Below are 22,696 nucleotides of genomic sequence, written 5' to 3'. Positions count from 1 at the left end.
AATGCCTTCCTCTTTTTGTGTCGATAAGTTCCTGGGATACGACACGCTGTTTTGACAAAATCTGCGCCCTCTGTCACCTATAATGAGTTCACTTACCAAAGTGAAGGATCTATAGGCGGCAGGGGGCTTTTTGTATGCATCAGGAAGTGTACATAGATATTGTGTTTGCTGCGAATCTTCTGATGGATTATATTCTTCTGAGACTTACAGGAATTGTTCTGAGGAGAAAGAACAGCAGACGAAGATGTCTGGCGGCGGCAGCGGTCGGAGCTCTTTTTGCGTGTCTGAATCTTTATGTACGACCAGGAAAAACAGGGGTACTGACCATAGTTCTTCGAGTAGTCTGTGCTGTGTTCATGATATGGATCGCATATGAGATCCAGGATGTGAAGCACATGACCGGAGCCGCACTGTTTTTCTTTGGAATGACATTTCTGACCGGTGGTTTCTGGATGGCGGTATCAGAAAACAGAAGAGTGACGGCTGTGTTTTTTTTATCGTGTGCGGCTGTGACTTATGGAGGGTTAAGTCTGATGATCTGCCTGATGGAACAAATAAAAGAATCCAGAGAACATATCTATCCGGTTGCCCTGAAATATCACGGACAGCTGCAGGAGACGTATGGTCTGTATGATACAGGAAACCGTCTGTGTGATACAGTGACTGGAGCACCGGTTTCGGTGGCAGATCCGGAAATACTTCGAAGTCTTCTGAGTGAGGAGCTGACAGACAGGCTGCTGCATCTTAAAGAAAGACCGGAGGAGATTGAAAGTACAGAGATCGCTGACCTGAAACCACACTATCTGTCCTTCCAGACCGTAGGACGGGAAGTGCAGCTGATTCTGGCAGTGACATTGGAGGATCTTTGTATTCAGATTCCGGGAGAGCGGATCCATGTATCCGAACCGGTGTTTGCATTGTCTTCAGAACCTTTTGCTTTGGGAAAGGAATACAAAGTGATATTGAATTCCAGATTATTGCATTAGGAGGGGCAGGATATGAGCAGATCGGCAGCAGGAGTGGATTATCGTCCGTTTCAGGTTTTTCAGAAATTAGTTCTTTCAAGATCGAGAGAGCTTTATTATATTGGAGGAAGTGATGTGCTTCCGGCACCACTGGAGCCAAAAAGAGAAGCATATGTGATCAGCAGACTCAAAACAGATCAGGAGCAGGAAGCCAGATCCCTGCTGATTGAGCATAATCTCAGACTCGTCGTTTATATTGCAAGAAAATTCGATAACACAGGAGTTGGAGTGGAAGACCTGATCTCGATCGGGACGATCGGTCTGATCAAGGCTATCAATACATTCAACCCGGTAAAGAATATCAAACTGGCGACATATGCATCACGTTGTATTGAAAATGAGATTCTGATGTATCTGCGGCGAAACAGTAAGACGAGAATGGAAGTATCTATTGATGAACCATTGAATGTGGACTGGGATGGCAATGAACTGCTTCTTTCGGATATTCTTGGAACTGATGATGATGTGATATCCAGGAAACTGGAGGATGAAGTGGAAATCACACTTCTGGGAAAAGCAATCAACAAACTGTCACCAAGAGAACAGACGATCATACGGCTGCGTTTTGGACTGAACAATGCCGACGGAAAAGAGAAGACGCAGAAAGAAGTCGCAGATCTTCTTGGAATCTCTCAGTCCTATATTTCCAGACTGGAGAAACGGATTATGAAACGTCTGAAAAAAGAAATCGTAAAGTATGAGTAAGGTAGTAAGAAGCCATACCGCTGCATATACATAGAAGGAATATGCAGCGAGGTGTGCATGCATGAAAAAATTCAGAAAATACAGAATGGAAATGGTCATGGCCTGTCTGCTGCTGGTAAGTTTTTACCTGCTGTCCAGACAGGCTGCTGTTGTTTCAGTACAGATGAATTTTCCGAAACTGATTCTTATAGATCCCGGACATGGGGGTTGTAGATAACGCAAGTAATGAAAACAACGAAAATACAAGGAGAAAGGCAACTGTTGTACCTATTAAAATAGAATATGTGTGAGAGGACAAGCCTTTCAATAATGTAGACGTTCAGAAATGAGCGTCTATTTTTATACCCAAAATGAAAGGAGCATTAGATTTATGAAAAAGACATGGAAACGATTGTGTACGGGCTTCTTAGCTCTTGCAACTGTCGTTACTGCTTTACCGACTACACCCGTTCATGCAGAAAGCAAGCAATACTGGACAGAAAGTGCCGAGCGTGTCGGTATCATTGAAAAAGTAATGAATGACGGTTCTATCGGTTCGACATTCAATGAGGGCTATATGAAAGTCGAGGGCGAAACTGCCTATTGTATTGACATCAATACAGATTTTAAGAATGGCTACAAGACCAGAGCTGACGCAAGCTCACGCATGAGTGCCGACCAGATTTCAGATGTGGCGTTATCCTTAGAGTATGTCAAACAGTATGGCGAAGCTCACAAGGAATTGAACTACAAACAAGTCTATCTGTTGGAACAATGTGTAGTCTGGCAGAGATTGAGCGTACATCTTGGCTGGCAATGTGATAACGTGCGAGCTTCTTATAATGAAATTCCAAAGGCTACGCAGGACGAAGTTTTCTCTGGTGCAAAAGCCTTTGTCAAAGAGAATAAAGGACGCTATGAATGTGGCGGTTATATCTACTCTGGCGAGGGGCAGGAATTAGGGCAATTCTGGGCGAAACTGAATGTTGGAAATGCGAAACTGCAAAAGACTTCCAGTAATACCAGCATTACAGACGGTAACGGGAATTACTCTGTTGCTGGTGCAACATACGGTGTCTTTTCTGATAAGGACTGCACGAAACAGCTTGCCACCCTTACGACTGATGAAAACGGAAATACAGATGTTGCAGAGGTAACGGCTGGCACAGTCTATATCAAGGAATTATCCGCACCAGCAGGATATAAAGTGGATAAAACAATCTATTCATTGACAATCAAAGCTGGCGAAACAGCAACCTTGAAAGTATCAGATACACCAAAAGTAACAGACACTTTGATTGAGCTTTTCAAAATAGATATGGAAACACAGAAAGACAATCCGCAGGGGAACGCTTCTTTAGCAGGTGCGGAATTTACATGGAAGTATTATGCTGGCTTCTATAATAAAGACAATCTCCCTGCCGAAGCTAATCGTACATGGGTTACAAAGACAATCGCTGAAACAGACAGCGACGGGACAACTCACTACATCACAAAATTAGCGGACGCATACAAGGTGTCTGGCGACAGCTTCTATATGCAGGAGGGCAAAGCCGTTCTTCCACTTGGGACACTAACCGTTGAGGAAACAAAAGCTCCAAACGGCTACTTGTTAGACGGTGCATATATGCAGGCTGGCGATAAGTCCGAACAGATAAAAGGCTTATATGTAACACAGATTACCGAGGACGGCGACCTTGCCGTACTATCTGGAAGTAACCAGTTTTCCGTATCTGACAAGGTTATCCGTGGCGGTGTGAAAATTCAGAAACGAGATTTAGAAACGGGCAATACAAAGCCACAAGGAAGTGCTACCTTGAAAGATACTGCTTTTGACATCATTTCCTTAAATGATAATGCGGTATTGGTTGAGGGCAAGTTATACAAGAAAAATGAAGTGGTAAAGACAATTCGTACCGATATTGAGGGTGTCGCTTCTACTTCTTCCGACCTTTTACCTTACGGAAATTTCCGTATCGTTGAAAGTGAAGCTCCCGACGGTTACTTAACTGACGGTGCAAAACCGATTGATTTTACAATCACAGAAAATGGAAAAATCGTGGACTTAACCGACGAAGCCCATTCTATCTACAATCAGATTAAGCGTGGGGATATTGAGGGTGTAAAAATCGGTGCAGGCACACACAAGCGTCTTGCTGATATTCCCTTTAGGATCACAAGCAAGACAACGGGCGAAAATCATGTAGTGGTAACTGATGATAACGGGCAATTCTCCACTTCTGCTGACTGGGCTTCTCATAAGCACAATACCAACGCAGGAAAGACCAGCGAGGACGGTGTGTGGTTTGGAACTTCTGAACCAGACGACAGCAAGGGTGCATTACCTTATGATACCTATATCATTGAAGAATTACGCTCTGATAGTAACAAAGGCTTTGAACTTATCCCACCTTTTGAAATCGTGGTATCAAGAAATAATCTTGTGATTGATTTAGGAACGCTGACTGATGAATACGAAAAAAAAATCTCTATTTATACCACAGCGGCCAGTAAGGACGGCAAAAAGACTATCCTTGCAGGAAAAGAGGTAACAATCGTTGATACTGTCAAATTAGACGGACTTACAAAAGGCACAAAGTATCAGCTCAAAGGCTGGCAGATGTTAAAAGAAGAAAATGCCGAGCTTATCATTGACGGAAAACGTGTGGAAAATGACTATACTTTTGTCGCTGATGATAAAGAAATGAAAGTAGAAATTTCTTATACATTCAATGCGTCTGCTTTAGGTGGCAAAAACCTTGTTACTTTTGAAGAATTGTATGATTTCAGCAATCCAGACGAACCCGTGAAAGTTGCAGAACACAAGGACATTGAGGACGACGGGCAAACCGTACTTATCACAGAGCGTATCATCAAAATTCATACGACTGCTACCGACAAGGACGGCAACAAAGAGATTGAAGCTGGAAAAGAGGTAACAATCATTGATACCGTAACTTTAGAGGGCTTAGAAGTCGGTACACAGTACAAACTTGTGGGCTGGCAGATGTTGAAAGAAGAAAACGCCGAGCTTCTTATCAATGGAAAACGTGTGGAAAGTGATTATACCTTTACTGCTGACAGCGAAACTATGAAAGTGGAAGTTGCTTTTACCTTTGACGCTACTTCCCTTGACGGCAAACAGCTTGTAACTTTTGAAGAATTGTACGATTTAAGCAATCCAGACGAGCCGAAGAAAGTTACCGAGCATAAGGACATTGAGGACAAGGGACAGACGATTACCTTTAAGGAAAAACCAGAAGTCCCAGAAGAACCCGAAACACCACAGACACCAGAAAAGCCTAGCAGACCGAGCGACAGTCCCAAAACGGGCGATAACACAAACCTTTACGGACTGCTTGCACTTCTTATGACTTCTGGTGCTGGACTGGCAGGTATCTTCTTCTACAAACGCCGTAAAATGAAGAAATCATAAGGCGGTAACGGTATGAGGAAAGAAAAATCATGCTCTCCGCCGAAGCTGTCAAACGGCAGACTTTTGCTTATTCTGGCTTGTCTGCTTACGACCTGCAAGAACACGGATAGTCAAGGGTGCGAAGCATTGATTTTACCCTTTACTATCTGTGGGATTGCTGGTACTTCCCAAACTGCCAGAATAAGAAATCACAATCAATTTATCAAAAATAGAAAGAAACGAGGTAAAACAATATGGAAATGAAATATGTCGTGCCAGATATGGCACAGTCTTTTGGAACTCTTGAATTTGCAGGCGAAAGCGACCATGTTTTTGACAGAGATAAAGATAACCGTAGAGTTTTCGCAAGAAGAAGCTACAACCTTTATTCAGATGTGCAGAGAGGGGAAAATGTTGTCGTGGAAATTCCCGTGCAGGCTGGCGAAAAGAAGTTCAAGTATGAGCAGAAAGTAAAACTTGTCAATCCGAAGTTATATGGCAGAGGTTACGCAATCGGGGATATGGGACATACCGATTATGTGTTGCTTGCTGATGATATTGTAGCAGTTGAAGAAAAGTAAAGGAGTGAAGAATTTATGAGATTATCAAACGGGTTTGTTATTGACAAAGAGAAAACATTTGGAGAATTAAAATTTACAGCGGTGCGTGATGTGTTCTTGCAGAATGAGGACGGGACACCGAGTACCCAGCTTAAAAAGCGTATCTATGATTTGAAGTGCAGTCTGCATGGTGGAATTATCCCCGTGTCTGTACCGCCAGAAGTACCGTTAAGGGAATTTCCGTACAATGCAGTTGTGGAGCTTGTCAATCCAGTAGCCGATACGGTATCACGAAAGACTTATACGGGTGCAGATGTGGACTGGTATGTAAAGGCAGAGAATATTGTGTTGAAAAATAAAGGCAATCAGAACGCAGGCAGTCCACAGAACCATACACCGCAGGGACAGCCGAAAAAATAGGCTTACTGAATAGATTTTCATTGTAGCGGATATATGGAACTGTTATAATATGGGTATGAAGAAACGGACAAATAATAAGGTGTAAAGGAGACCAGCTATGAAAGATAAAAACATTTTAATTTGTGTGGGAATAATTATTTATATTGCTATGTCTGGAATTGATAGATTTGTTTATCATATACCTAATATTATTTATATACCAGTTGCAATTCTTGGTATTGCTTTAATTTTAATTGGCTTTTTCAAAGATAAATTTAAACAAGAAAATTTCGATTTATAGAACTGAAAATTAAAGATTTAGAAAAGGTGGTAAATATGATAGGGCTAATACTAGGTAATATAATGGTGGTTTTAGGGGTATTCAGTATTATCAAAGGTAAATTGCCCCTTATCAAAAGATATAATGGGGTAAAAAACATAAAGCTACATTCAAGAATTGAGGGAACAGCTATATTATTAGTAGGAATTATGCTGATTTTTCAATGTTTTATATCACTAGGAAATGTTGAAATAGTTATCATTATTTTATCAATTTGTATTTTTTCGTTGATACTAGAAATTGCATTAAAAGTAATATAAAATTCCCATTTGCAAAACTTCATATCCATACACACAAAGCAGTTAGTCTTAGGATTGACTGCTTTTTTTGTACCCAGAAAGGAGTGATTGATTTATGCGTAAGATTTGGAATAAAGGACACCGTATCAGAGCCAGCGACAAGCACCTTGTCTACCACTTTTCCATAGGGATGCTTCTGGTGGTATTCGTGGCGGTTCTTTTGCTACTCAATATCAAACAGCTTATGCGTACTGATTGGGAGCATTTCAGCTTGTTAGAAAACGGCTTGACGCTCTCCCCTTACAACTTCATAACCATATTGATAGCGACGGGTGTTTGTGCATTGGTCGCTTTTCTATATTACCGCTTCTGTTACGACAGTTTCAAGAAGCTCCTGCACCGTCAAAAGCTGGCAAGAATGGTACTGGAAAATAAGTGGTATGAAGCCGATACCGTACAAGACAGCGGTTTTTTTACTGACCGGCAAAGCAGATCAAGGGAAAAAATCGTCTGGTTTCCAAAGATTTATTATCAAATGGAAAAGGGACTTCTTCATATCCGCTGTGAAATTACGCTGGGGAAATATCAAGACCAGCTTTTACGGTTAGAGGATAAATTGGAAAGTGGCTTGTATTGTGAACTGACCGACAAGACCCTGCACGACGGCTATATCGAATATACCCTGCTTTATGATATGATAGCGAACCGTATTACCATTGATGAAGTACGGGCAGAAAACGGCAGTCTTAGGCTGATGAAAAATCTTGTCTGGGAATATGACGCACTCCCTCACGCTCTTATCGCTGGTGGGACGGGTGGCGGTAAAACTTATTTTCTGCTGACGCTCATTGAAGCCCTACTGCATACCAACGCTGTCCTTTACGTCTTAGACCCGAAAAATGCGGACTTAGCAGACTTGGGGACAGTTATGGGAAATGTGTATCACACCAAAGAAGAAATGATTGATTGCGTCAATGCCTTTTATGAGGGCATGGTACAGCGAAGCGAGGAAATGAAGCGACACCCGAACTATAAGACGGGCGAAAACTACGCCTATTTGGGACTGCCACCCTGCTTTCTTATCTTTGATGAATATGTGGCATTTTTTGAAATGCTGGGGACAAAAGAAAGCGTGAGCCTACTTAGCCAGTTAAAGAAAATCGTCATGTTAGGACGACAAGCAGGTTATTTCCTTATCGTTGCCTGTCAGCGTCCAGACGCAAAATATTTCTCGGACGGTATCAGAGATAACTTCAATTTCCGTGTGGGATTGGGGCGTATCAGCGAATTAGGTTACGGTATGCTGTTCGGTTCAGATGTGAAAAAGCAGTTTTTTCAGAAGCGTATCAAGGGGCGTGGCTATTGTGATGTGGGAACAAGTGTTATAAGTGAATTTTACACGCCTTTAGTCCCGAAAGGACATGATTTTCTACAAGAAATCGGCAGGCTGGAAGAAAAAAGGACTGCAAGCAACGAAAGCTGACAGTCCTACTTCAATTTCAATATGTCGTTTGGGGAACATTCCAGAAAATCACAGAGCTTTGCAAGGATTGTAAGGTCAATTCTGGAAACTTTGTTCTTGCAATAGTTATTAAGCTGTGTCCGCTGTAATTTACACGCTTCACAGACTTTGTTTTTGCTGATATTCTTCTCTTTCAAAAGATTTTCTAAATCAATATATACCTGCATACGCTGTACCTCGTCTTTTCTTTGAATTATAAGATACAACTGTATTGATAAATAAGATGTATTACCGTAGACTGTATTATAATACACCCTACAAGAAAGGACAGTAACAGTATGTGCAAAAAGAGAAAAATAATAACAATCACGGTACTTTTTGTGCTGGGAGTGGCGGTTTCCTATCTGCAATGGGGACGTGAGATTGATGTAGTAGGAAGTATGGGGACTTCATCAGAAAATTTCCATGAAGAACACGTTACCTTTACGCTCAACCGTCTTATCATTACAGATAAAGAAAAGTGTGCAGAGGAAATCATCAAAAAATGCAGGGAGAATGATTTTGCTTCTACTCTGTTCAGCTATGATGTGGCAAAGCCCAACGCTTTATATGGTACGGTGTACCGTTCCCGTTTTTCCATGAAAGGACAAAAGCCTTTGTTTCATTTCCGATATACACAGACAGCGGACACGCTCGGTTCATACAACATTGTTGATGATCCAGAAGCGTTCACGCTGGTAATCGAATAACGCAAGGCAGGACGGGACGGCGACGTGCGAAGCGAAAGGCGACGGCACGGACTAGCCGTTGCTGGTGTGGCGTAAGCCACGCCAGCAGGTAAAACCCCTCGGTATCTAACAGAGGGGTACGTTTGCAAATAGACAATAGACAAAAAACATAGGAAACATAAGGCTTCTGGCATGGTTTCCTAACAAAAATCGACTGTGAAGTCGCCTTAAAAAACTTCACACTTTACAGATTGGGGGTATGGTTCTGAATGAAGAACAATGGATAAAAGAATTACGGGAGAAACGGATTGCTTACGGTATCTCACAAGGCAGGCTGGCGGTGGCTTCTGGTATCACAAGAGAATATCTCAACAAGATAGAAAGCGGAAAAATGAAGCCGTCAAAGGAACTTCTGGAAACTCTGCATAAAGAACTGGCAAGGTTCAATCCAGAAGCACCGCTTACCATGCTGTTTGATTATGTAAAAATTCGTTTTCCCACGCTGGATATACAGCACATCATCAAAGATATATTAAAACTGAATATCAATTATATGCTCCATGAAGATTACGGACATTACAGTTATACGGAGCATTACTCTTTAGGGGACATCTTTATCTATACGTCGGCTGACGAAGAAAAAGGTGTCCTTTTAGAGTTAAAGGGGCGTGGTTGCAGACAGTTTGAAAGTTACCTGCTGGCACAGCAAAGAAGCTGGTATGACTTTCTTATGGACGCACTTATAGACGGTGGCGTGATGAAGCGTATCGACCTTGCTATCAACGACCATACGGGCATTTTGGATATTCCAGAGCTTGCGGAAAAATGCAGGAAACGGGAATATATCGGAAAGTCCAGAAGCTATAAGTTTTACCAGTCGGGCGAGCTTATCAAACACAGAGAGGACGACAGAGAATATATGGGACGCACCCTTTATCTTGGTTCGCTGAAATCTGATGTGTATTTCTGTATCTATGAAAAGGACTATGAGCAGTACGTCAAGTTAGGGACACCTCTGGAAGAAGCCGACATTATCAACCGTTTTGAGATACGGCTTCGCAATGAACGTGCCTATTATGCAGTACGAGATTTGCTGACCTATTATGACGCAGAACAGACCGCCTTTTCTATCATCAACCAGTATGTGCGGTTTGTTGATGAAGAACCAGACAAGCGAAAAAATGACTGGAAACTCAATGACCGCTGGGCTTGGTTTATCGGCGATAATCGGCAAAGTTTGAAACTGACGACAAAGCCAGAGCCGTACACCTTAGACCGCACATTGCGGTGGGTACAAAGGCAGGTAGCACCGACCTTGAAAATGCTGAAAAAGATTGATAAGGGAAACGGTACAGACTACATGGAAACAATCGAACAGCAGGCAAAGCTCACAGAAAAGCATGAAATGATAATCAAACAGCAGACGACCCCTGCAAAAGATTTGGTGGAAAGTTAGGAGTGATAAAAAATGTGGGTATTATTAAAAGACTTCCTGCTGGTATCTATGGGAATGGGTATCGGCGTAGTCTTGATGTGTATGTTAAGTGTCGGCAAAGAAGCCGACTATAAAATACAACAATTAAATGAAAGTGAGGACAATTAAATGAATTTCGGACAAAATTTATATCAATGGTTTTTATCAAACGCACAGAGCTTAGTGCTTATGGCGATTGTGGTTATCGGTATCTACTTAGGGTTCAAGCGTGAGTTTTCCAAACTTATCGGCTTCTTAGTAGTTGCCTTGATTGCTGTCGGCTTAGTATTCAATGCTGGCGGTGTGAAAGATGTACTGTTAGAGCTGTTCAATAAGATTATCGGTGCATAAAATTTTATTGTAGTGCTGATATAGGAATGGTATAATTTTCAAGAAAGGTAATCAATCAAATAATGATTATCTAAAATGACAAAGATAAAAACGCAAAGCATTTTATTATGCGAGAGCTGGTAGGTAGCCCAGCCGTCCTATGTTTATAGGGTAAGTAACCTGCCCCTCCGGGTTGTCCGTTCTTTGTTTGGAAATAAACAAGGAGGGATTGATATGAAGACAATAAAATGTAAATTGACTGTGTATTTTGCAGAACCTTTTTGGGTTGGAGTTTTTGAAAGAATTTGTGATGGAAAACTTTCCGTAGCAAAGGTAACATTTGGTGCAGAGCCAAAAGATTACGATATTCAAGAATTTGTGTTGAAACATTATTATGATTTACAATTTAGTCCAGCAGTTGAAACGATTGTAAAAAAGGATAAGAAAAATCCTAAAAGAGTTCTTAGAGATGTAAAGAAACAATTACAGAACAATGGAATTGGGACAAAATCGCAACAAGCTCTAAAATTACAACATGAATTAAAAAAAGAAGAATATAAATCTAATTCCAAACATAAAAAGCAAATGGACGCAGAACAAAAGTTTAAGTTGAAGCAACAAAAGAAAAAAGCAAAACACAGAGGACATTAAATGATGTTGCTATATCATAAACTAAAAATTTTATAAGTTCATATCTACACACAAAGCAGTTAGTCTTAGGATTGACTGCTTTTTTCTTACCTAAATTTCAGATTGGAGTGATGAAATGAACGATATTTTTAAGGATATGCAGGTAAAAGTCGGCTGTGAATACATTTCAGACCTGCCCTCTTACAAACGTAAAGTATGGCATGAAATGAAACGACTGAACCCTACTGACTATGAAGAAAGACAGTTAGAAGATTTTTCAAAGTATGTGTTTGGTATGTCGTACCAGACCATAAAAGATGTGATGAAACAACAGAAAGGACGTGAGGAACAATGCAGGAAACAAGGGTGCTGGTGGAAACGAGAGGAACAACTGGCGAAGAAACAACATCATACTGGTTCGACTTGCCGATAGATGTTGCCGAGCTTGAAGAAAAGTTAGGTATCGGTGCAGAAAGTGGGGATTACCGCATTATCGAAAAGGTGTTGCCTTATGCTGATGAAGTTCACGAACATACAAGCGTGTACCAGCTCAACGAATTAGATTTTATGTACCGCCAGCTTTCAAGTGATATGCAGGAAGAATATGTATCACTGCTTACGGTGTTTGAGAATTTAGAAGCACTTTATATTTGCAGGAACGTGATTACCGTTTATCCCGACTGCAAAAGCATGATAGATGTTGCAAGGCAAAAGCTGATGAATGACCCGACGTTCAAACATTTATCCGAGGACTGTCAAGAATACTACTTTGACTTTGAAGCCTATGCTTCTCACTTGCAGGAACACGGGAAATTTTTAGTAACAGAACACGGTATTTTTGAACTGCCAGAGTAGGAAATGAGGTGGTGCTTATGATTGATGATATGGCGGTTTACATTGCTAATCTTGGCAAATACAATGAGGGCTATTTAGTTGGTGCTTGGTTCACGTTCCCCATTGACGAGGAAGATGTAAAAGAAAAAATCGGCTTAAATGAACAGTATGAAGAGTACGCTATCCATGATACCGACAACTTCCCCATTGCGATTGGCGAGTATGTTTCCATTGAAGAACTCAATGAGATGTATGAAATGATAGAGGAACTTCCCGACTATATCGTAGAATGTCTGGACGAATTTATCAGCCACTACGGGACGCTGGAAGAAGTCGTGGAACATAAGGACGATATTTATTATTATCCCGACTGTGAAACCATGACAGACGTTGCCTACTACTACATAGACGAATTGCAGGCACTTGGGGATATTCCACCCAGCTTACAGAACTACATTGACTATGAAGCCTACGGGCGAGATTTGGATATGGGCGGTTGCTTCATTGAAACAAGCCGAGGTATGTGCGAGATACCATATTAACGCTGGAAGATCAGCGACAAGCATTGTTGCTACTGACAGCGTATTTCTCTTTTAAGGGACAGTCTGAAACATGGCTGTCCTTTTCTATTTTGAAAGGAGCTGAAAGAACTTGAAAAAGATTAAAAGCTACACGGGTATCTGGAACGTGGAAAAAGTCTTGTATGCAATCAATGACTTTAACTTGCCCTTTCCCGTTACCTTTACACAGATTACATGGTTTGTGATTACAGAATTTATCATCATTCTGTTTGGGGATATTCCCCCACTTTCCATGATTGAGGGAGCATTTCTCAAATACTTTGGTATTCCCGTTGCTCTCACTTGGTTCATGTCGCAGAAAACCTTTGACGGAAAGAAGCCGTACAGCTTTTTGAAATCACAGATAACCTATGCCCTGCGACCTAAAATCACTTATGCAGGAAAAGCCGTAAAACTGCATAAACAGATACTCAATGAAACAATCACGGCAGTAAGGAGTGTGAACTATGTTCCCGATAAAATATATTGACAATAACCTTGTCTGGAACAAGGACAATGAGGTGTTCGCTTACTATGAGCTGATACCGTACAACTATTCTTTCTTATCCGCAGAGCAGAAATTTATCGTGCACGACAGCTTTCGACAGCTAATCGCACAGTCCCGTGAGGGTAAAATTCATGCGTTGCAGATTGCCACAGAAAGCTCAATCCGAAGTCAGCAGGAGCAGTCAAAGAAGCTGGTAACTGGAAAATTAAAGGAAGTTGCTTACCAGAAAATAGACGAACAGACCGAAGCGTTAGTATCTATGATTGGGGACAATCAAGTGGACTACCGATTTTTTCTTGGCTTTAAGCTCATGGTTACGGAAGAAAAACTCAATCTGAAGAATATTAAAAAATCGGCATGGCTGACGTTCACAGAACTTCTCCATGAAGTGAACCACACGCTGATGAATGATTTTGTTTCCATGCCGAATGATGAAATCAACCGTTACATGAAAATGGAAAAGTTACTGGAAAATAAAATCTCAAGGCGTTTTAAAGTGCGTCGCTTGGAAATCAATGATTTTGGGTATCTCATGGAACATCTTTACGGCAGGGACGGTATCGCCTATGAAGATTATGAGTACCAGCTACCAAAGAAAAAATTGAACAAAGAAACGCTGATAAAATACTACGACCTTATCCGTCCGACAAGGTGTGTGATTGAGGAAAGCCAGCGGTATTTACGATTGGAACATGAGGACAAGGAAAGTTATGTGTCCTACTTTACTGTCAATGCGATTGTAGGCGAGCTTGATTTTCCGTCGTCTGAAATCTTCTATTTCCAGCAACAGCAATTCACATTCCCTGTTGATACTTCTATGAATGTAGAAATCGTGGAAAATCGAAAAGCATTAACAACCGTCCGCAATAAGAAAAAGGAATTGAAAGACCTTGACAATCACGCTTATCAAGCAGGAAGTGAAACCAGCTCAAATGTGGTGGACGCATTAGACAGCGTGGACGAGCTGGAAACGGACTTAGACCAGAGCAAAGAAAGTATGTATAAGTTAAGCTACGTCATACGGGTGTCTGCACCCGATCTTGACGAGCTGAAACGCCGTTGTGATGAAGTCAAGGACTTTTACGACGACCTCAATGTAAAGCTGGTGCGTCCTGCTGGGGATATGCTGGGGCTTCATTCTGAATTTTTACCTGCCAGCAAGCGATATATCAATGATTATGTGCAGTATGTAAAATCAGACTTCTTGGCAGGGCTTGGCTTTGGAGCGACACAGCAGTTAGGGGAAACTACGGGTATCTATATGGGCTATTCCGTTGATACGGGAAGAAATGTGTACCTGCAACCGTCTTTAGCTTCGCAGGGTGTAAAAGGCACAGTAACAAACGCCCTTGCTTCTGCTTTTGTCGGTTCGCTTGGCGGTGGAAAGTCATTCTGCAACAATCTTCTGGTATATTATGCGGTGCTGTTTGGCGGTCAAGCAGTCATTTTAGACCCCAAAGCTGAGAGGGGCAACTGGAAAGAAACGCTCCCAGAAATCGCCCATGAAATCAATATCGTAAATCTTACCAGCGACAAGGACAATGCAGGACTTCTTGACCCGTTCGTGATTATGAAGAATGTAAAAGACGCTGAAAGTCTGGCAATCGACATCTTGACATTTTTAACGGGTATTTCCTCTAGGGACGGCGAAAAATTCCCTGTACTTCGTAAGGCGGTACGCTCCGTTACCCAGAGCGACAGTCGGGGCTTGCTCCATGTGATAGACGAGCTACGCCGTGAAGATACACCCATATCAAGAAATATCGCAGACCATATCGACAGCTTCACGGACTACGACTTTGCACATCTGCTGTTTTCAGACGGTACGGTGGAAAATGCAATCAGCCTTGATAACCAGCTCAATATCATTCAAGTAGCGGACTTAGTATTACCAGATAAGGACACGACCTTTGAGGAATACACGACCATTGAATTATTGTCGGTATCTATGCTGATTGTGATTAGTACCTTTGCCCTTGATTTTATCCATTCGGACAGAAGCATTTTTAAGATTGTTGATTTGGACGAAGCGTGGGCGTTCTTAAATGTGGCACAAGGCGAAACTTTATCAAATAAGCTGGTTCGTGCTGGACGAGCTATGCAGGCAGGCGTTTATTTCGTTACCCAGTCTGCCTATGATGTGTCAAAGGAAAGTCTGAAAAACAACATCGGCTTGAAATTTGCCTTTCGTAGCACCGACATCAACGAGATAAAACAGACCTTAGAATTTTTTGGTATCGACAAGGACGACGAGAACAACCAGAAACGCTTGCGTGATTTGGAGAACGGACAATGCTTATTGCAGGACTTATACGGACGTGTCGGTGTGGTGCAGATACACCCAGTCTTTGAAGAACTGCTACACGCCTTTGATACCAGACCGCCCGTGCAGAGAAATGAGGTGGAGTGATGAAAGAAAGGATAAAAGGTGCGTTCACAAAAAAGAAGATTTTCCACTTTCTCAAAATGGCTCTGTTCGTGGTGGCACTCTCCCTTATCCTGCTTTCACTTCTGGGGACGGTGGCTCATGCGACGGGGCTTGTGGACGATACCATAAACGCAGAAAATCTTTACTCAAAATATCCCCTTTCCAACTACCAGCTTGATTTTTATGTGGATAATAGCTGGTCGTGGCTTCCGTGGAACTGGCTGGACGGTATCGGAAAATCGGTGCAGTACGGGCTTTACTGTATTACCAACTTTGTCTGGACGATAAGCCTTTATTTAAGCAATGCCACGGGCTATGTGGTGCAGGAAGCCTATAAACTTGATTTTATTAACGATATGGCAGACAGTATCGGAAAGAGCATACAGACCCTTGCAGGTGTTACCGAGAATGGCTTCGGGAGTACGGGATTTTATGTAGGTTCTCTATTACTGATAATTTTAATCATTGGTATTTATGTTGCCTATACGGGACTGATAAAAAGAGAAACCAGCAAAGCGGTTCAAGCGGTTATCAATTTTCTTGTGGTGTTCGTGCTGTCCGCTTCATTTATTGCTTACGCTCCCGACTACATCAAGAAGATAAATGAATTTTCATCAGACATCAGTACCGCTTCACTTGACTTGGGAACAAAAATCATGCTCCCCAACTCTGACAGCGAGGGCAAGGACAGCGTGGACTTGATACGGGATAGCTTATTTTCTATTCAAGTGGAACAGCCGTGGTTACTCTTACAATTCGGGAACAGCAACGCAGAAGAAATCGGGGCAGACCGTGTGGTCGCTCTTGTATCAGCAAGTCCAGAGGACGAAGACGGGAAAACACGAGAAGAAGTCGTGAAAACAGAAATTGAGGACAACGACAACAACAATCTGACGATACCGCAGGTCGTGAACCGTTTAGGCATGGTGTTCTTCCTATTCATTTTTAATATAGGTATCACAATCTTTGTATTCCTACTGACAGGGATAATGATGTTAAGCCAGATACTTTTTATTATCTTCGCTATGTTCCTGCCTATTAGTTTCTTGCTCTCTATGATACCGAGCTATGAAAGCATGGCAAAGCAGGCAATCGTAAGGGTATTTAATACCATAATGACACGGGCAGGAATTACACTCATTGTAACGGTGGCGTTCAGTATTTCCAGTATGTTTTATAACATCTCCAAAGATTACCCGTTTTTTATGGTGGCGTTCTTACAGATAGTGTGTTTTGCAGGTATCTTTATCAAGTTAGGCGACTTAATGAATATGTTCTCTTTGAACGCTGGCGACAGTCAAAACATGGGACGCAGGATATTCCGCAGACCGTATCTGTTTATGCGACATAGAGCTAGGCGTATGGAACACCGTATTGCAAGGGCGGTAAGTGCTGGCGGTATTTCGGGCGGTGTCGCTGGTGCGGTGGCTGGAAGTGCCGTTGCTGGCAAGAGGGCTGAAAGAAAAAATACAGCTTCTAAAGAAAATCGGGGGAATACCACTTCTAGCATGGGACAACGTGCAGGCTCAAAGGTGGGGGCTGTCTTAGATACGAAAAATAAAGTGAAAGACAAGGCAAATGCTGTCAAAGAAAACATCAAGGATATACCGACACAGACCGCTTATGCGGTGTATTCCGCAAAGGAAAAGGCAAAGTCCAGCGTATCCGACTTCAAGCGTGGCATGGTGCAGGAACAGCAGTCCAGACAGACGGGACGCTTGGAAAAGCAGGAACAACATAGACAAAATATCGCTGACAAGCGTATGGAGCTTCAAAAGGCACAAGAAGCAAGGCAGGTACAGCGAAAGGCTGACGGATCAGCGACAATGGGAGCTACCCGTCCCCATGAGCGACCAGCCACAGCTTCAACCATTCCAAAGCCGAGTGCGGAAAAAATGCAGGAAGTCAAACGCCCTGCCACAGCGACCACTTCAAAAGCAAGTGAACCAGTCAAGACAAATGTTATCAAAGAGCGTCCGTTATCTTCGGGTGGTTCTGATAGGAAAGCGACCCAGCTTACACAGACAGTACATAGGCAGAATGTAGAAAAAGTGGTATCGCAGGAAACACGCCAGAATTACACCAAAGACCGCAGGACAAAGGTTCAGCAGACCCAGAGCGTCCAGAAGAACCAGCAGACCATAGAGAAAACTCGTAACCTTGTAACGAAGAAAGGACAGAAGAAAAAATGAAACTGAAACATATCGCTCTTATCGGCAGTCTGTTTCCTATCCTCTTCTCTCTGGTGCTTTTCTTTGGTGTCTTGATTAGTGCGGACAGCGACGACGAGAACAGCAACTTTTCTTCTGGCATTACGGGTATGAACTTATCCGCAGAAGTCTTGAAACATCAGCCTATGGTAGAAAAGTACGCCAGAGAATACGGTATTTCCGAGTATGTTAATGTGTTACTGGCTATCATTCAAGTAGAAAGTGGCGGTACGGCAGAAGATGTTATGCAGAGTTCGGAAAGTCTGGGACTACCACCCAACTCTTTAGATACGGAAAGCTCAATCAAGCAGGGGTGTAAGTATTTTGCGTCCCTGCTTTCTTCCTGCAAAAATCAAGGTATCGACGATTTGAATGTAGCGATACAGTCTTATAACTATGGCGGTGGCTATGTGGGATATGTGGCAGGAAAAGGGAAAAAACACACCTTTAACTTTGCAGAGAGCTTCGCCCGTGAGAAATCGGGTGGAAAGAAAGTAACCTACACCAACCCGATAGCTGTTGCGAAGAATGGGGGCTGGCGATATGGCTATGGAAATATGTTCTATGTGGAATTAGTCAATCAATATCTGACCGTAGCACACTTTGATAATGCGACGGCACAAGCGATAATGAATGAAGCGTTGAAATATCAAGGCTGGAAGTATGTGTATGGTGGCAGTAACCCGAACACTTCCTTTGATTGTAGCGGACTTGTGCAATGGTGTTATGGAAAAGCTGGTATCTCCTTACCGAGAACGGCACAAGCACAGTATGACGCTATCCAACATCTTCCACTCTCGCAGGCAAAGGCTGGGGACTTGGTATTTTTCCATTCTACCTATAACTCTGGTTCGTATGTAACCCACGTCGGCATTTATGTAGGAAATAACCAGATGTACCATGCAGGCGACCCGATAGGATATGCAGACCTAAGTAGTAGTTACTGGCAACAACATTTAATCGGTGCAGGACGAGTAAAACAATAGAAAGGACTTGAAAAATATGTTTAAGAAGAATAAGAAACAGACAGAAAATATCAAAGAAAAAAAGGTGCGTACTGTCAAGGTAGGCACACATAAGAAAACCGTGATTGCGTTGTGGGTGGTGCTTATCGCAAGCGTGAGCTTTGGGGTGTATAAGAATTTTACTGCTATCGACCAGCACACGACCCATGAAAAAGAAATCATTGAGCTTCGCTTGCAGGACACCAACGGGATAGAAAATTTTGTGAAGAACTTCGCAAAGTCCTATTACTCATGGAATAACAATAAAGAAGCGATTGAAGCAAGGACGCAGGCAATCAGCGGTTATCTGACAAAGGAATTGCAGGACTTGAATATAGATACCATTAGAACCGACATACCGACCAGCTCCACAGTTACAGATGTGATTGTATGGCATATCGAGCAATCGGGAACGGACACTTTTTCTGCTACCTACGAAGTAGATCAGCAGATAAAAGAGGGAGAACAGACAAACAATGTGAAAGCAACCTATACCGTAAAAGTTCATGTAGACGCTGACGGGGATATGGTAATCGTTCAGAACCCTACCCTTGCACCAGCAGTTAAAAAATCAGACTATGAGCCTAAGACACCAGAAGCAGACGCAAGTGTAGACGCTGATACTGTCAATGACGCTACCGCATTTCTGGAAACATTCTTTAAGCTCTATCCAACAGCCACAGAAAAAGAGCTTGCCTACTATGTAGCTGGAAATGTGATTGAGCCTATCGGCAGGGACTACCTTTATTCTGAACTGGTAAACACTATCTTTACAAAGGACGGGGAGAATGTGAAAGTCAAGGTTGCCGTGAAATTCCTTGATAATCAGACAAAGGCAACGCAGGTATCGCAGTACGAGCTTGTGCTACATAAGGATAGTAACTGGAAGATTATAAAATAATAGCTCTATTATACCCCCCTCCTCAATATGTGTCATGCTAGCTTGACATTTGAAGCCAATATGATATAATGACAATGTAAGGCTAACTTGACACTGAAAAGGAGGGGTGATTTTGAAAAACCGTGTAAAAGAGTTGCGTGAAAAGGAGGGACTAACGCAAAAGAAATTAGGCGAAAAAGTAAATGTTTCAAGACAAGCAATCAACGCTATTGAAACGGGAAAATATGACCCATCACTTTGGTTGGCTTATGATATTGCACAACTATTTAATATGAGCATTGAAGAAGTATTCAATTTTAAGGAGAGTGAGAGAAAATGAAATCATTAAAAAATCCTATGACTAATGCGATTTATATAGCTTCAATTACTGCTATTTACGCTATGATATTTATAGTTTCGTCTGAATTTGTATCAAAGTATGCTTATTGGCTTTCTGATAGTCGGTGGTCTTTGTTCATTCAAAACAAAAACATGAAATTTATAGGACTTGGGATGATTGGCATAGCAATTATCATTGACATATTCTCTGCTTTAAGAAGAAAGAAATATGATGAGTATCAAATAATTGCATTAGAAAAAATCATGCTATTTAATGGACTTTTTATAACGATTATCTTTCCATTTTCTTTATTTATACTTATTTTTGCACCGATATATTTTGTGGAAACGATTTTTGCTTTTATTCTATTTCAATGGTTGTGTATGGTAATTACAGAAGTGCTTTATTTATTTAAGAATTATAAAATTTAAGTGGAAGGAGTTGTTACTATGTGGTTTGTTTGGGTTATGTGGGGAATAGTTACCATTTCTATTATTGCAACAATTATTTTGATGACAGGAAAGGGAAGTAAATTTGTTACTGGTTTTAATACTAAAAGTACAGAAGAAAGAGCACAATATGACTCAAAAAAAGTGAGTAAACAAGCAGGAATTTTTATGATTTTAATAGATGTAGGATTGATTGCACTTGTTTCGTATATTCAGTTTAGAGCCGTTCCAGCTATTCAAAATAACACAATTTCAAATTATGGAACAGAAATAACTATTGTTTCATTAGGAATTTGTGCTTATACAATTCTTGTTGCAATGATAGCGGTTATTCGTGGCTTTAAGTATAGTAAGAAATAATGAGGTTAGAATGATAACCTCAAGTTCCTATGTAATTATTAAAGAAATTTACTACAAATAATTTGTTTGAGGTATTGGTATGATAAGACTTAAAAAACGAGATATAAAAAAGGCATTAAAAGCTGGTGCAAAAGCTGGCGGTGTATCATTAGCTGATGTTCGAGCTGATATTGAAGCAACGATTGATGAAGCAATGAACAGTACCGACCCTGATGTGCAGGCAAATTTCAAAAAGTATTTTGGAAATAAACGCCCTACGCCAGAAAAATATATTTATAAGATTACGAAAAAGACAGTAAAATAAGTGCTTTAAAGGGGGCTTGTATTATGGAACGCTTTAAGTACAATCTTATACGGTCATACACTACCTAACTGCATTTTATCAACAACTGAATATTTTATAGCTATAATAGCTCGTATAAAACTATATGTTTTGTGCGGGCTTTTTTCATACCCGAAAAAATTAAATTTTTTTCAAAATAGGTCATTAAATCACACCTTTCATTCCCTATATGGTGCGGAAAGAGGGATAAACACTTTTCAAATCATAGAGGAAAGGGGGTGAGATTGATGAAACCGTCTGACTTCCAGAAAACAGTTCAATGTCGCTTTGAAAGTTGTTTGAAGAAAGTTGTCCGTCATGTTGTAAAGGACTACCAGCAAGGATTGAAACGACGAAAAGATAAAGAAATTCCATTCTGTGAACTTCCAGAAATTTTCGTTGAAAATTTTGCTGTGTGGGACGACTACGAAACAGATTATACAATCTTTTCAGTATGTGGCATTGATATTCGTGTCCTTGATGATGGGCTGGCAGAAGCCTTGAAGAAACTTCCAGAAAGAAAGAGAAATACTCTGTTGATGTATTACTTCTTGGAAATGACAGAAAGTGAAATTGCCAACTTGCAAAAGATTACGCAAAGCGGTGTATTTAAAAACCGACATCATGCTTTAGAAACTATGAAAAAAATACTAAAGGAGAAGCAGTAAAATGAAGCAAACATTTAAGAAGCCGTCCTACTATTTGCTTTCGCAGGCAATGGACGGGGACGAAAAAGCGATTGAAAAAATACTGGCATTTTATGACCCGTACATATCAAAGTGCTGTCTGCGTCCACTCTATGATGAATACGGCAATGTTTATATTGTTGTAGATATGGAGTTAAAGGGACTTATCAGAGAAGCACTTATTAAAATGATTTTAGGGTTTGATATTGCCTTAGAAATCGAAGAAGAATAACAAGCAGTAACCGCAGAGCATGATTTGTTCAATCCCCTCTTTCCTGCTCTGCCCCTGCTTTTACATGAAAGCAACACGCTTTCGCCACAGCTCTTTGACAACTGAATAAAGCAGACAGATACGTTTGTGAGATAGCGAGCCACGGGGACTGTACGCCACGACCTTTTCAAAAGAAAGCGAGCGACCCACGCAGTGATCCGAGAGCGACTGTTGGAAAAGTCGTTTTGCCACGACCTATCCTCACAGAATAATGATACGTCCGCATGGTGCGGTTCTGCCCACAAGAATGGGAATAGTTGAGATACTAACGGAGCTTTCCAAAGCCGTCTGTCTGCTTCTGTAACATTGTGAAAAATACGCATATTGGATAAGCCTATATGCGTATGTTGAGAATAGATAGCTGACTAAGGGGGCTGATAACTTGGCTAAAAAAGAACCTGCACAATATATCGTAGAACGGGAATTTTTAGGTAAATTTTCCGTAGAGGAATTGCTTGTCCGTATCGTGAAATCTCATGTAAAAAAAGGACTATCAAGAGGGTAAAACCCTTGAAAACAATGGAAAGAAGCCGTACTTTATGGTATAATATTATCATA

Annotated in this window: 29 protein-coding genes and 1 pseudogene; 29 read left to right on the top strand and 1 reads right to left on the bottom strand. The window is 41.4% G+C overall.

From position 1 onward, the window contains the following. Window positions 1-134: 134 nt before the first annotated feature. The 9 genes from NQ503_RS12660 to NQ503_RS12620 all read left to right on the top strand — a co-directional run bounded on the left by NQ503_RS12660 (window position 135) and on the right by NQ503_RS12620 (window position 8,145). The gene (locus NQ503_RS12660; protein WP_005428598.1) at window positions 135-986 is read left to right on the top strand and encodes a sigma-E processing peptidase SpoIIGA; all 852 of its coding nucleotides are present in this window, start codon (window positions 135-137) and stop codon (window positions 984-986) included. Between the two features lie 12 nt (window positions 987-998). Further along, complete coding sequence (sigE, locus tag NQ503_RS12655) at window positions 999-1,730, top strand: RNA polymerase sporulation sigma factor SigE (protein WP_005428600.1); 732 nt, start codon at window positions 999-1,001, stop codon at window positions 1,728-1,730. 61 nt (window positions 1,731-1,791) lie between these two features. Further along, the gene (locus tag NQ503_RS12650) at window positions 1,792-1,947 is read left to right on the top strand and encodes a hypothetical protein (protein WP_005428602.1); all 156 of its coding nucleotides are present in this window, start codon (window positions 1,792-1,794) and stop codon (window positions 1,945-1,947) included. 153 nt (window positions 1,948-2,100) lie between these two features. Next, complete coding sequence (locus NQ503_RS12645; protein ID WP_005428603.1) at window positions 2,101-5,145, top strand: SrtB-anchored collagen-binding adhesin; 3,045 nt, start codon at window positions 2,101-2,103, stop codon at window positions 5,143-5,145. 233 nt (window positions 5,146-5,378) lie between these two features. Continuing rightward, window positions 5,379-5,705, top strand: coding sequence for a YdcP family protein (locus NQ503_RS12640; RefSeq protein ID WP_005428604.1), 327 nt, complete (start codon window positions 5,379-5,381; stop codon window positions 5,703-5,705). A gap of 15 nt (window positions 5,706-5,720) precedes the next feature. Beyond that, window positions 5,721-6,104 (top strand): YdcP family protein, encoded by a 384-nt coding sequence (locus NQ503_RS12635; RefSeq protein WP_005428605.1) that lies wholly within the window; start codon window positions 5,721-5,723, stop codon window positions 6,102-6,104. 97 nt (window positions 6,105-6,201) lie between these two features. Next, window positions 6,202-6,384: a hypothetical protein gene (locus tag NQ503_RS12630; RefSeq protein WP_005428606.1), complete on the top strand. Its 183-nt coding sequence runs from the start codon at window positions 6,202-6,204 to the stop codon at window positions 6,382-6,384. Between the two features lie 35 nt (window positions 6,385-6,419). After that, window positions 6,420-6,683, top strand: a complete 264-nt coding sequence (locus NQ503_RS12625; RefSeq protein ID WP_005428607.1) for a hypothetical protein — start codon at window positions 6,420-6,422, stop codon at window positions 6,681-6,683. A 94-nt stretch (window positions 6,684-6,777) separates the two neighbouring features. Beyond that, complete coding sequence (locus NQ503_RS12620) at window positions 6,778-8,145, top strand: FtsK/SpoIIIE domain-containing protein (protein WP_005428608.1); 1,368 nt, start codon at window positions 6,778-6,780, stop codon at window positions 8,143-8,145. A 5-nt stretch (window positions 8,146-8,150) separates the two neighbouring features. Here the strand turns inward: NQ503_RS12620 and NQ503_RS12615 are convergent, their stop codons facing one another. Beyond that, complete coding sequence (locus NQ503_RS12615) at window positions 8,151-8,351, bottom strand: helix-turn-helix domain-containing protein (RefSeq protein ID WP_004612745.1); 201 nt, start codon at window positions 8,349-8,351, stop codon at window positions 8,151-8,153. Between the two features lie 111 nt (window positions 8,352-8,462). On the opposite strand from NQ503_RS12615, the gene NQ503_RS12610 reads away from it, so the two are divergent. The 20 genes and pseudogenes from NQ503_RS12610 to NQ503_RS12515 all read left to right on the top strand — a co-directional run bounded on the left by NQ503_RS12610 (window position 8,463) and on the right by NQ503_RS12515 (window position 22,643). Beyond that, on the top strand, window positions 8,463-8,873 hold the full coding sequence (locus NQ503_RS12610) for a hypothetical protein (protein WP_005428610.1): 411 nt from the start codon (window positions 8,463-8,465) through the stop codon (window positions 8,871-8,873). Window positions 8,874-9,111: 238 nt separating this feature from the next. Next, window positions 9,112-10,308, top strand: a complete 1,197-nt coding sequence (mobT, locus tag NQ503_RS12605) for a MobT family relaxase (protein ID WP_005428611.1) — start codon at window positions 9,112-9,114, stop codon at window positions 10,306-10,308. Window positions 10,309-10,341: 33 nt separating this feature from the next. Next, window positions 10,342-10,455, top strand: a pseudogene (locus NQ503_RS12600) (DUF3789 domain-containing protein); the annotation flags it as partial. Continuing rightward, the gene (locus tag NQ503_RS12595; protein WP_002323342.1) at window positions 10,456-10,677 is read left to right on the top strand and encodes a hypothetical protein; all 222 of its coding nucleotides are present in this window, start codon (window positions 10,456-10,458) and stop codon (window positions 10,675-10,677) included. A 213-nt stretch (window positions 10,678-10,890) separates the two neighbouring features. After that, window positions 10,891-11,307: a YjdF family protein gene (locus NQ503_RS12590; RefSeq protein ID WP_005428613.1), complete on the top strand. Its 417-nt coding sequence runs from the start codon at window positions 10,891-10,893 to the stop codon at window positions 11,305-11,307. Between the two features lie 115 nt (window positions 11,308-11,422). Continuing rightward, complete coding sequence (locus tag NQ503_RS12585) at window positions 11,423-11,719, top strand: hypothetical protein (RefSeq protein ID WP_005428614.1); 297 nt, start codon at window positions 11,423-11,425, stop codon at window positions 11,717-11,719. After that, complete coding sequence (locus NQ503_RS12580; protein ID WP_005428615.1) at window positions 11,638-12,141, top strand: antirestriction protein ArdA; 504 nt, start codon at window positions 11,638-11,640, stop codon at window positions 12,139-12,141. Before NQ503_RS12585 ends, NQ503_RS12580 begins: the two co-directional genes overlap by 82 nt. A 17-nt stretch (window positions 12,142-12,158) precedes the next feature. Next, complete coding sequence (locus NQ503_RS12575; protein WP_002323345.1) at window positions 12,159-12,662, top strand: antirestriction protein ArdA; 504 nt, start codon at window positions 12,159-12,161, stop codon at window positions 12,660-12,662. A gap of 109 nt (window positions 12,663-12,771) precedes the next feature. Further along, window positions 12,772-13,170, top strand: coding sequence for a conjugal transfer protein (locus tag NQ503_RS12570; protein ID WP_003061368.1), 399 nt, complete (start codon window positions 12,772-12,774; stop codon window positions 13,168-13,170). Then, on the top strand, window positions 13,148-15,598 hold the full coding sequence (tcpF, locus tag NQ503_RS12565) for a conjugal transfer ATPase TcpF (RefSeq protein ID WP_005428617.1): 2,451 nt from the start codon (window positions 13,148-13,150) through the stop codon (window positions 15,596-15,598). The genes NQ503_RS12570 and tcpF overlap by 23 nt, the downstream gene beginning before the upstream one ends. Then, a complete protein-coding gene (locus tag NQ503_RS12560; protein WP_005428618.1) occupies window positions 15,598-17,808 on the top strand; it encodes a CD3337/EF1877 family mobilome membrane protein in 2,211 nt (736 codons plus the stop codon). Before tcpF ends, NQ503_RS12560 begins: the two co-directional genes overlap by 1 nt. Next, window positions 17,805-18,812 carry a C40 family peptidase gene (locus NQ503_RS12555; RefSeq protein WP_005428619.1) on the top strand — a complete coding sequence of 336 codons (1,008 nt, stop codon included), beginning with the start codon at window positions 17,805-17,807 and terminating at the stop codon, window positions 18,810-18,812. The genes NQ503_RS12560 and NQ503_RS12555 overlap by 4 nt, the downstream gene beginning before the upstream one ends. Window positions 18,813-18,828: 16 nt before the next feature. Continuing rightward, on the top strand, window positions 18,829-19,731 hold the full coding sequence (locus tag NQ503_RS12550; RefSeq protein ID WP_005428621.1) for a conjugal transfer protein: 903 nt from the start codon (window positions 18,829-18,831) through the stop codon (window positions 19,729-19,731). A 106-nt stretch (window positions 19,732-19,837) separates the two neighbouring features. Continuing rightward, on the top strand, window positions 19,838-20,050 hold the full coding sequence (locus tag NQ503_RS12545; protein WP_005428622.1) for a helix-turn-helix transcriptional regulator: 213 nt from the start codon (window positions 19,838-19,840) through the stop codon (window positions 20,048-20,050). Next, window positions 20,047-20,481, top strand: a complete 435-nt coding sequence (locus NQ503_RS12540) for a hypothetical protein (RefSeq protein WP_005428623.1) — start codon at window positions 20,047-20,049, stop codon at window positions 20,479-20,481. Before NQ503_RS12545 ends, NQ503_RS12540 begins: the two co-directional genes overlap by 4 nt. An 18-nt stretch (window positions 20,482-20,499) precedes the next feature. Then, the gene (locus NQ503_RS12535) at window positions 20,500-20,859 is read left to right on the top strand and encodes a DUF3784 domain-containing protein (protein ID WP_005428624.1); all 360 of its coding nucleotides are present in this window, start codon (window positions 20,500-20,502) and stop codon (window positions 20,857-20,859) included. A gap of 79 nt (window positions 20,860-20,938) precedes the next feature. Beyond that, window positions 20,939-21,163, top strand: a complete 225-nt coding sequence (locus NQ503_RS12530; RefSeq protein ID WP_005428625.1) for a hypothetical protein — start codon at window positions 20,939-20,941, stop codon at window positions 21,161-21,163. 266 nt (window positions 21,164-21,429) lie between these two features. Beyond that, the gene (locus NQ503_RS12525; RefSeq protein ID WP_005428626.1) at window positions 21,430-21,849 is read left to right on the top strand and encodes an RNA polymerase sigma factor; all 420 of its coding nucleotides are present in this window, start codon (window positions 21,430-21,432) and stop codon (window positions 21,847-21,849) included. Between the two features lies 1 nt (window position 21,850). After that, window positions 21,851-22,099 (top strand): helix-turn-helix domain-containing protein, encoded by a 249-nt coding sequence (locus NQ503_RS12520; RefSeq protein WP_004613734.1) that lies wholly within the window; start codon window positions 21,851-21,853, stop codon window positions 22,097-22,099. A gap of 421 nt (window positions 22,100-22,520) precedes the next feature. Further along, window positions 22,521-22,643 carry a hypothetical protein gene (locus NQ503_RS12515; protein WP_002323371.1) on the top strand — a complete coding sequence of 41 codons (123 nt, stop codon included), beginning with the start codon at window positions 22,521-22,523 and terminating at the stop codon, window positions 22,641-22,643. The last annotated feature ends 53 nt before the right edge of the window (window positions 22,644-22,696 follow it).

The organism is Blautia obeum ATCC 29174 (genome assembly GCF_025147765.1).
Taxonomy (GTDB): domain Bacteria; phylum Bacillota; class Clostridia; order Lachnospirales; family Lachnospiraceae; genus Blautia_A; species Blautia_A obeum.
This window is presented reverse-complemented; position numbering and strand designations above follow the sequence as displayed.

Excerpts from the sequence above, each read along its gene's own strand:
- NQ503_RS12535 (WP_005428624.1), top strand. The coding sequence starts at position 20,500 with ATGTGGTTTGTTTGGGTTATGTGGGGAATAGTTACCATTTCTATTATT.
- NQ503_RS12645 (WP_005428603.1), top strand. The coding sequence starts at position 2,101 with ATGAAAAAGACATGGAAACGATTGTGTACGGGCTTCTTAGCTCTTGCA.
- NQ503_RS12530 (WP_005428625.1), top strand. The coding sequence starts at position 20,939 with ATGATAAGACTTAAAAAACGAGATATAAAAAAGGCATTAAAAGCTGGT.
- NQ503_RS12585 (WP_005428614.1), top strand. The coding sequence starts at position 11,423 with ATGAACGATATTTTTAAGGATATGCAGGTAAAAGTCGGCTGTGAATAC.
- NQ503_RS12615 (WP_004612745.1), bottom strand. The coding sequence starts at position 8,351 with ATGCAGGTATATATTGATTTAGAAAATCTTTTGAAAGAGAAGAATATC.
- NQ503_RS12590 (WP_005428613.1), top strand. The coding sequence starts at position 10,891 with ATGAAGACAATAAAATGTAAATTGACTGTGTATTTTGCAGAACCTTTT.
- NQ503_RS12555 (WP_005428619.1), top strand. The coding sequence starts at position 17,805 with ATGAAACTGAAACATATCGCTCTTATCGGCAGTCTGTTTCCTATCCTC.
- NQ503_RS12550 (WP_005428621.1), top strand. The coding sequence starts at position 18,829 with ATGTTTAAGAAGAATAAGAAACAGACAGAAAATATCAAAGAAAAAAAG.
- sigE (WP_005428600.1), top strand. The coding sequence starts at position 999 with ATGAGCAGATCGGCAGCAGGAGTGGATTATCGTCCGTTTCAGGTTTTT.
- NQ503_RS12560 (WP_005428618.1), top strand. The coding sequence starts at position 15,598 with ATGAAAGAAAGGATAAAAGGTGCGTTCACAAAAAAGAAGATTTTCCAC.
- mobT (WP_005428611.1), top strand. The coding sequence starts at position 9,112 with ATGGTTCTGAATGAAGAACAATGGATAAAAGAATTACGGGAGAAACGG.
- NQ503_RS12520 (WP_004613734.1), top strand. The coding sequence starts at position 21,851 with ATGAAGCAAACATTTAAGAAGCCGTCCTACTATTTGCTTTCGCAGGCA.
- NQ503_RS12630 (WP_005428606.1), top strand. The coding sequence starts at position 6,202 with ATGAAAGATAAAAACATTTTAATTTGTGTGGGAATAATTATTTATATT.
- NQ503_RS12640 (WP_005428604.1), top strand. The coding sequence starts at position 5,379 with ATGGAAATGAAATATGTCGTGCCAGATATGGCACAGTCTTTTGGAACT.
- NQ503_RS12620 (WP_005428608.1), top strand. The coding sequence starts at position 6,778 with ATGCGTAAGATTTGGAATAAAGGACACCGTATCAGAGCCAGCGACAAG.
- tcpF (WP_005428617.1), top strand. The coding sequence starts at position 13,148 with ATGTTCCCGATAAAATATATTGACAATAACCTTGTCTGGAACAAGGAC.
- NQ503_RS12575 (WP_002323345.1), top strand. The coding sequence starts at position 12,159 with ATGATTGATGATATGGCGGTTTACATTGCTAATCTTGGCAAATACAAT.
- NQ503_RS12635 (WP_005428605.1), top strand. The coding sequence starts at position 5,721 with ATGAGATTATCAAACGGGTTTGTTATTGACAAAGAGAAAACATTTGGA.
- NQ503_RS12610 (WP_005428610.1), top strand. The coding sequence starts at position 8,463 with ATGTGCAAAAAGAGAAAAATAATAACAATCACGGTACTTTTTGTGCTG.
- NQ503_RS12660 (WP_005428598.1), top strand. The coding sequence starts at position 135 with ATGCATCAGGAAGTGTACATAGATATTGTGTTTGCTGCGAATCTTCTG.
- NQ503_RS12525 (WP_005428626.1), top strand. The coding sequence starts at position 21,430 with ATGAAACCGTCTGACTTCCAGAAAACAGTTCAATGTCGCTTTGAAAGT.
- NQ503_RS12625 (WP_005428607.1), top strand. The coding sequence starts at position 6,420 with ATGATAGGGCTAATACTAGGTAATATAATGGTGGTTTTAGGGGTATTC.
- NQ503_RS12595 (WP_002323342.1), top strand. The coding sequence starts at position 10,456 with ATGAATTTCGGACAAAATTTATATCAATGGTTTTTATCAAACGCACAG.
- NQ503_RS12540 (WP_005428623.1), top strand. The coding sequence starts at position 20,047 with ATGAAATCATTAAAAAATCCTATGACTAATGCGATTTATATAGCTTCA.
- NQ503_RS12650 (WP_005428602.1), top strand. The coding sequence starts at position 1,792 with ATGAAAAAATTCAGAAAATACAGAATGGAAATGGTCATGGCCTGTCTG.
- NQ503_RS12580 (WP_005428615.1), top strand. The coding sequence starts at position 11,638 with ATGCAGGAAACAAGGGTGCTGGTGGAAACGAGAGGAACAACTGGCGAA.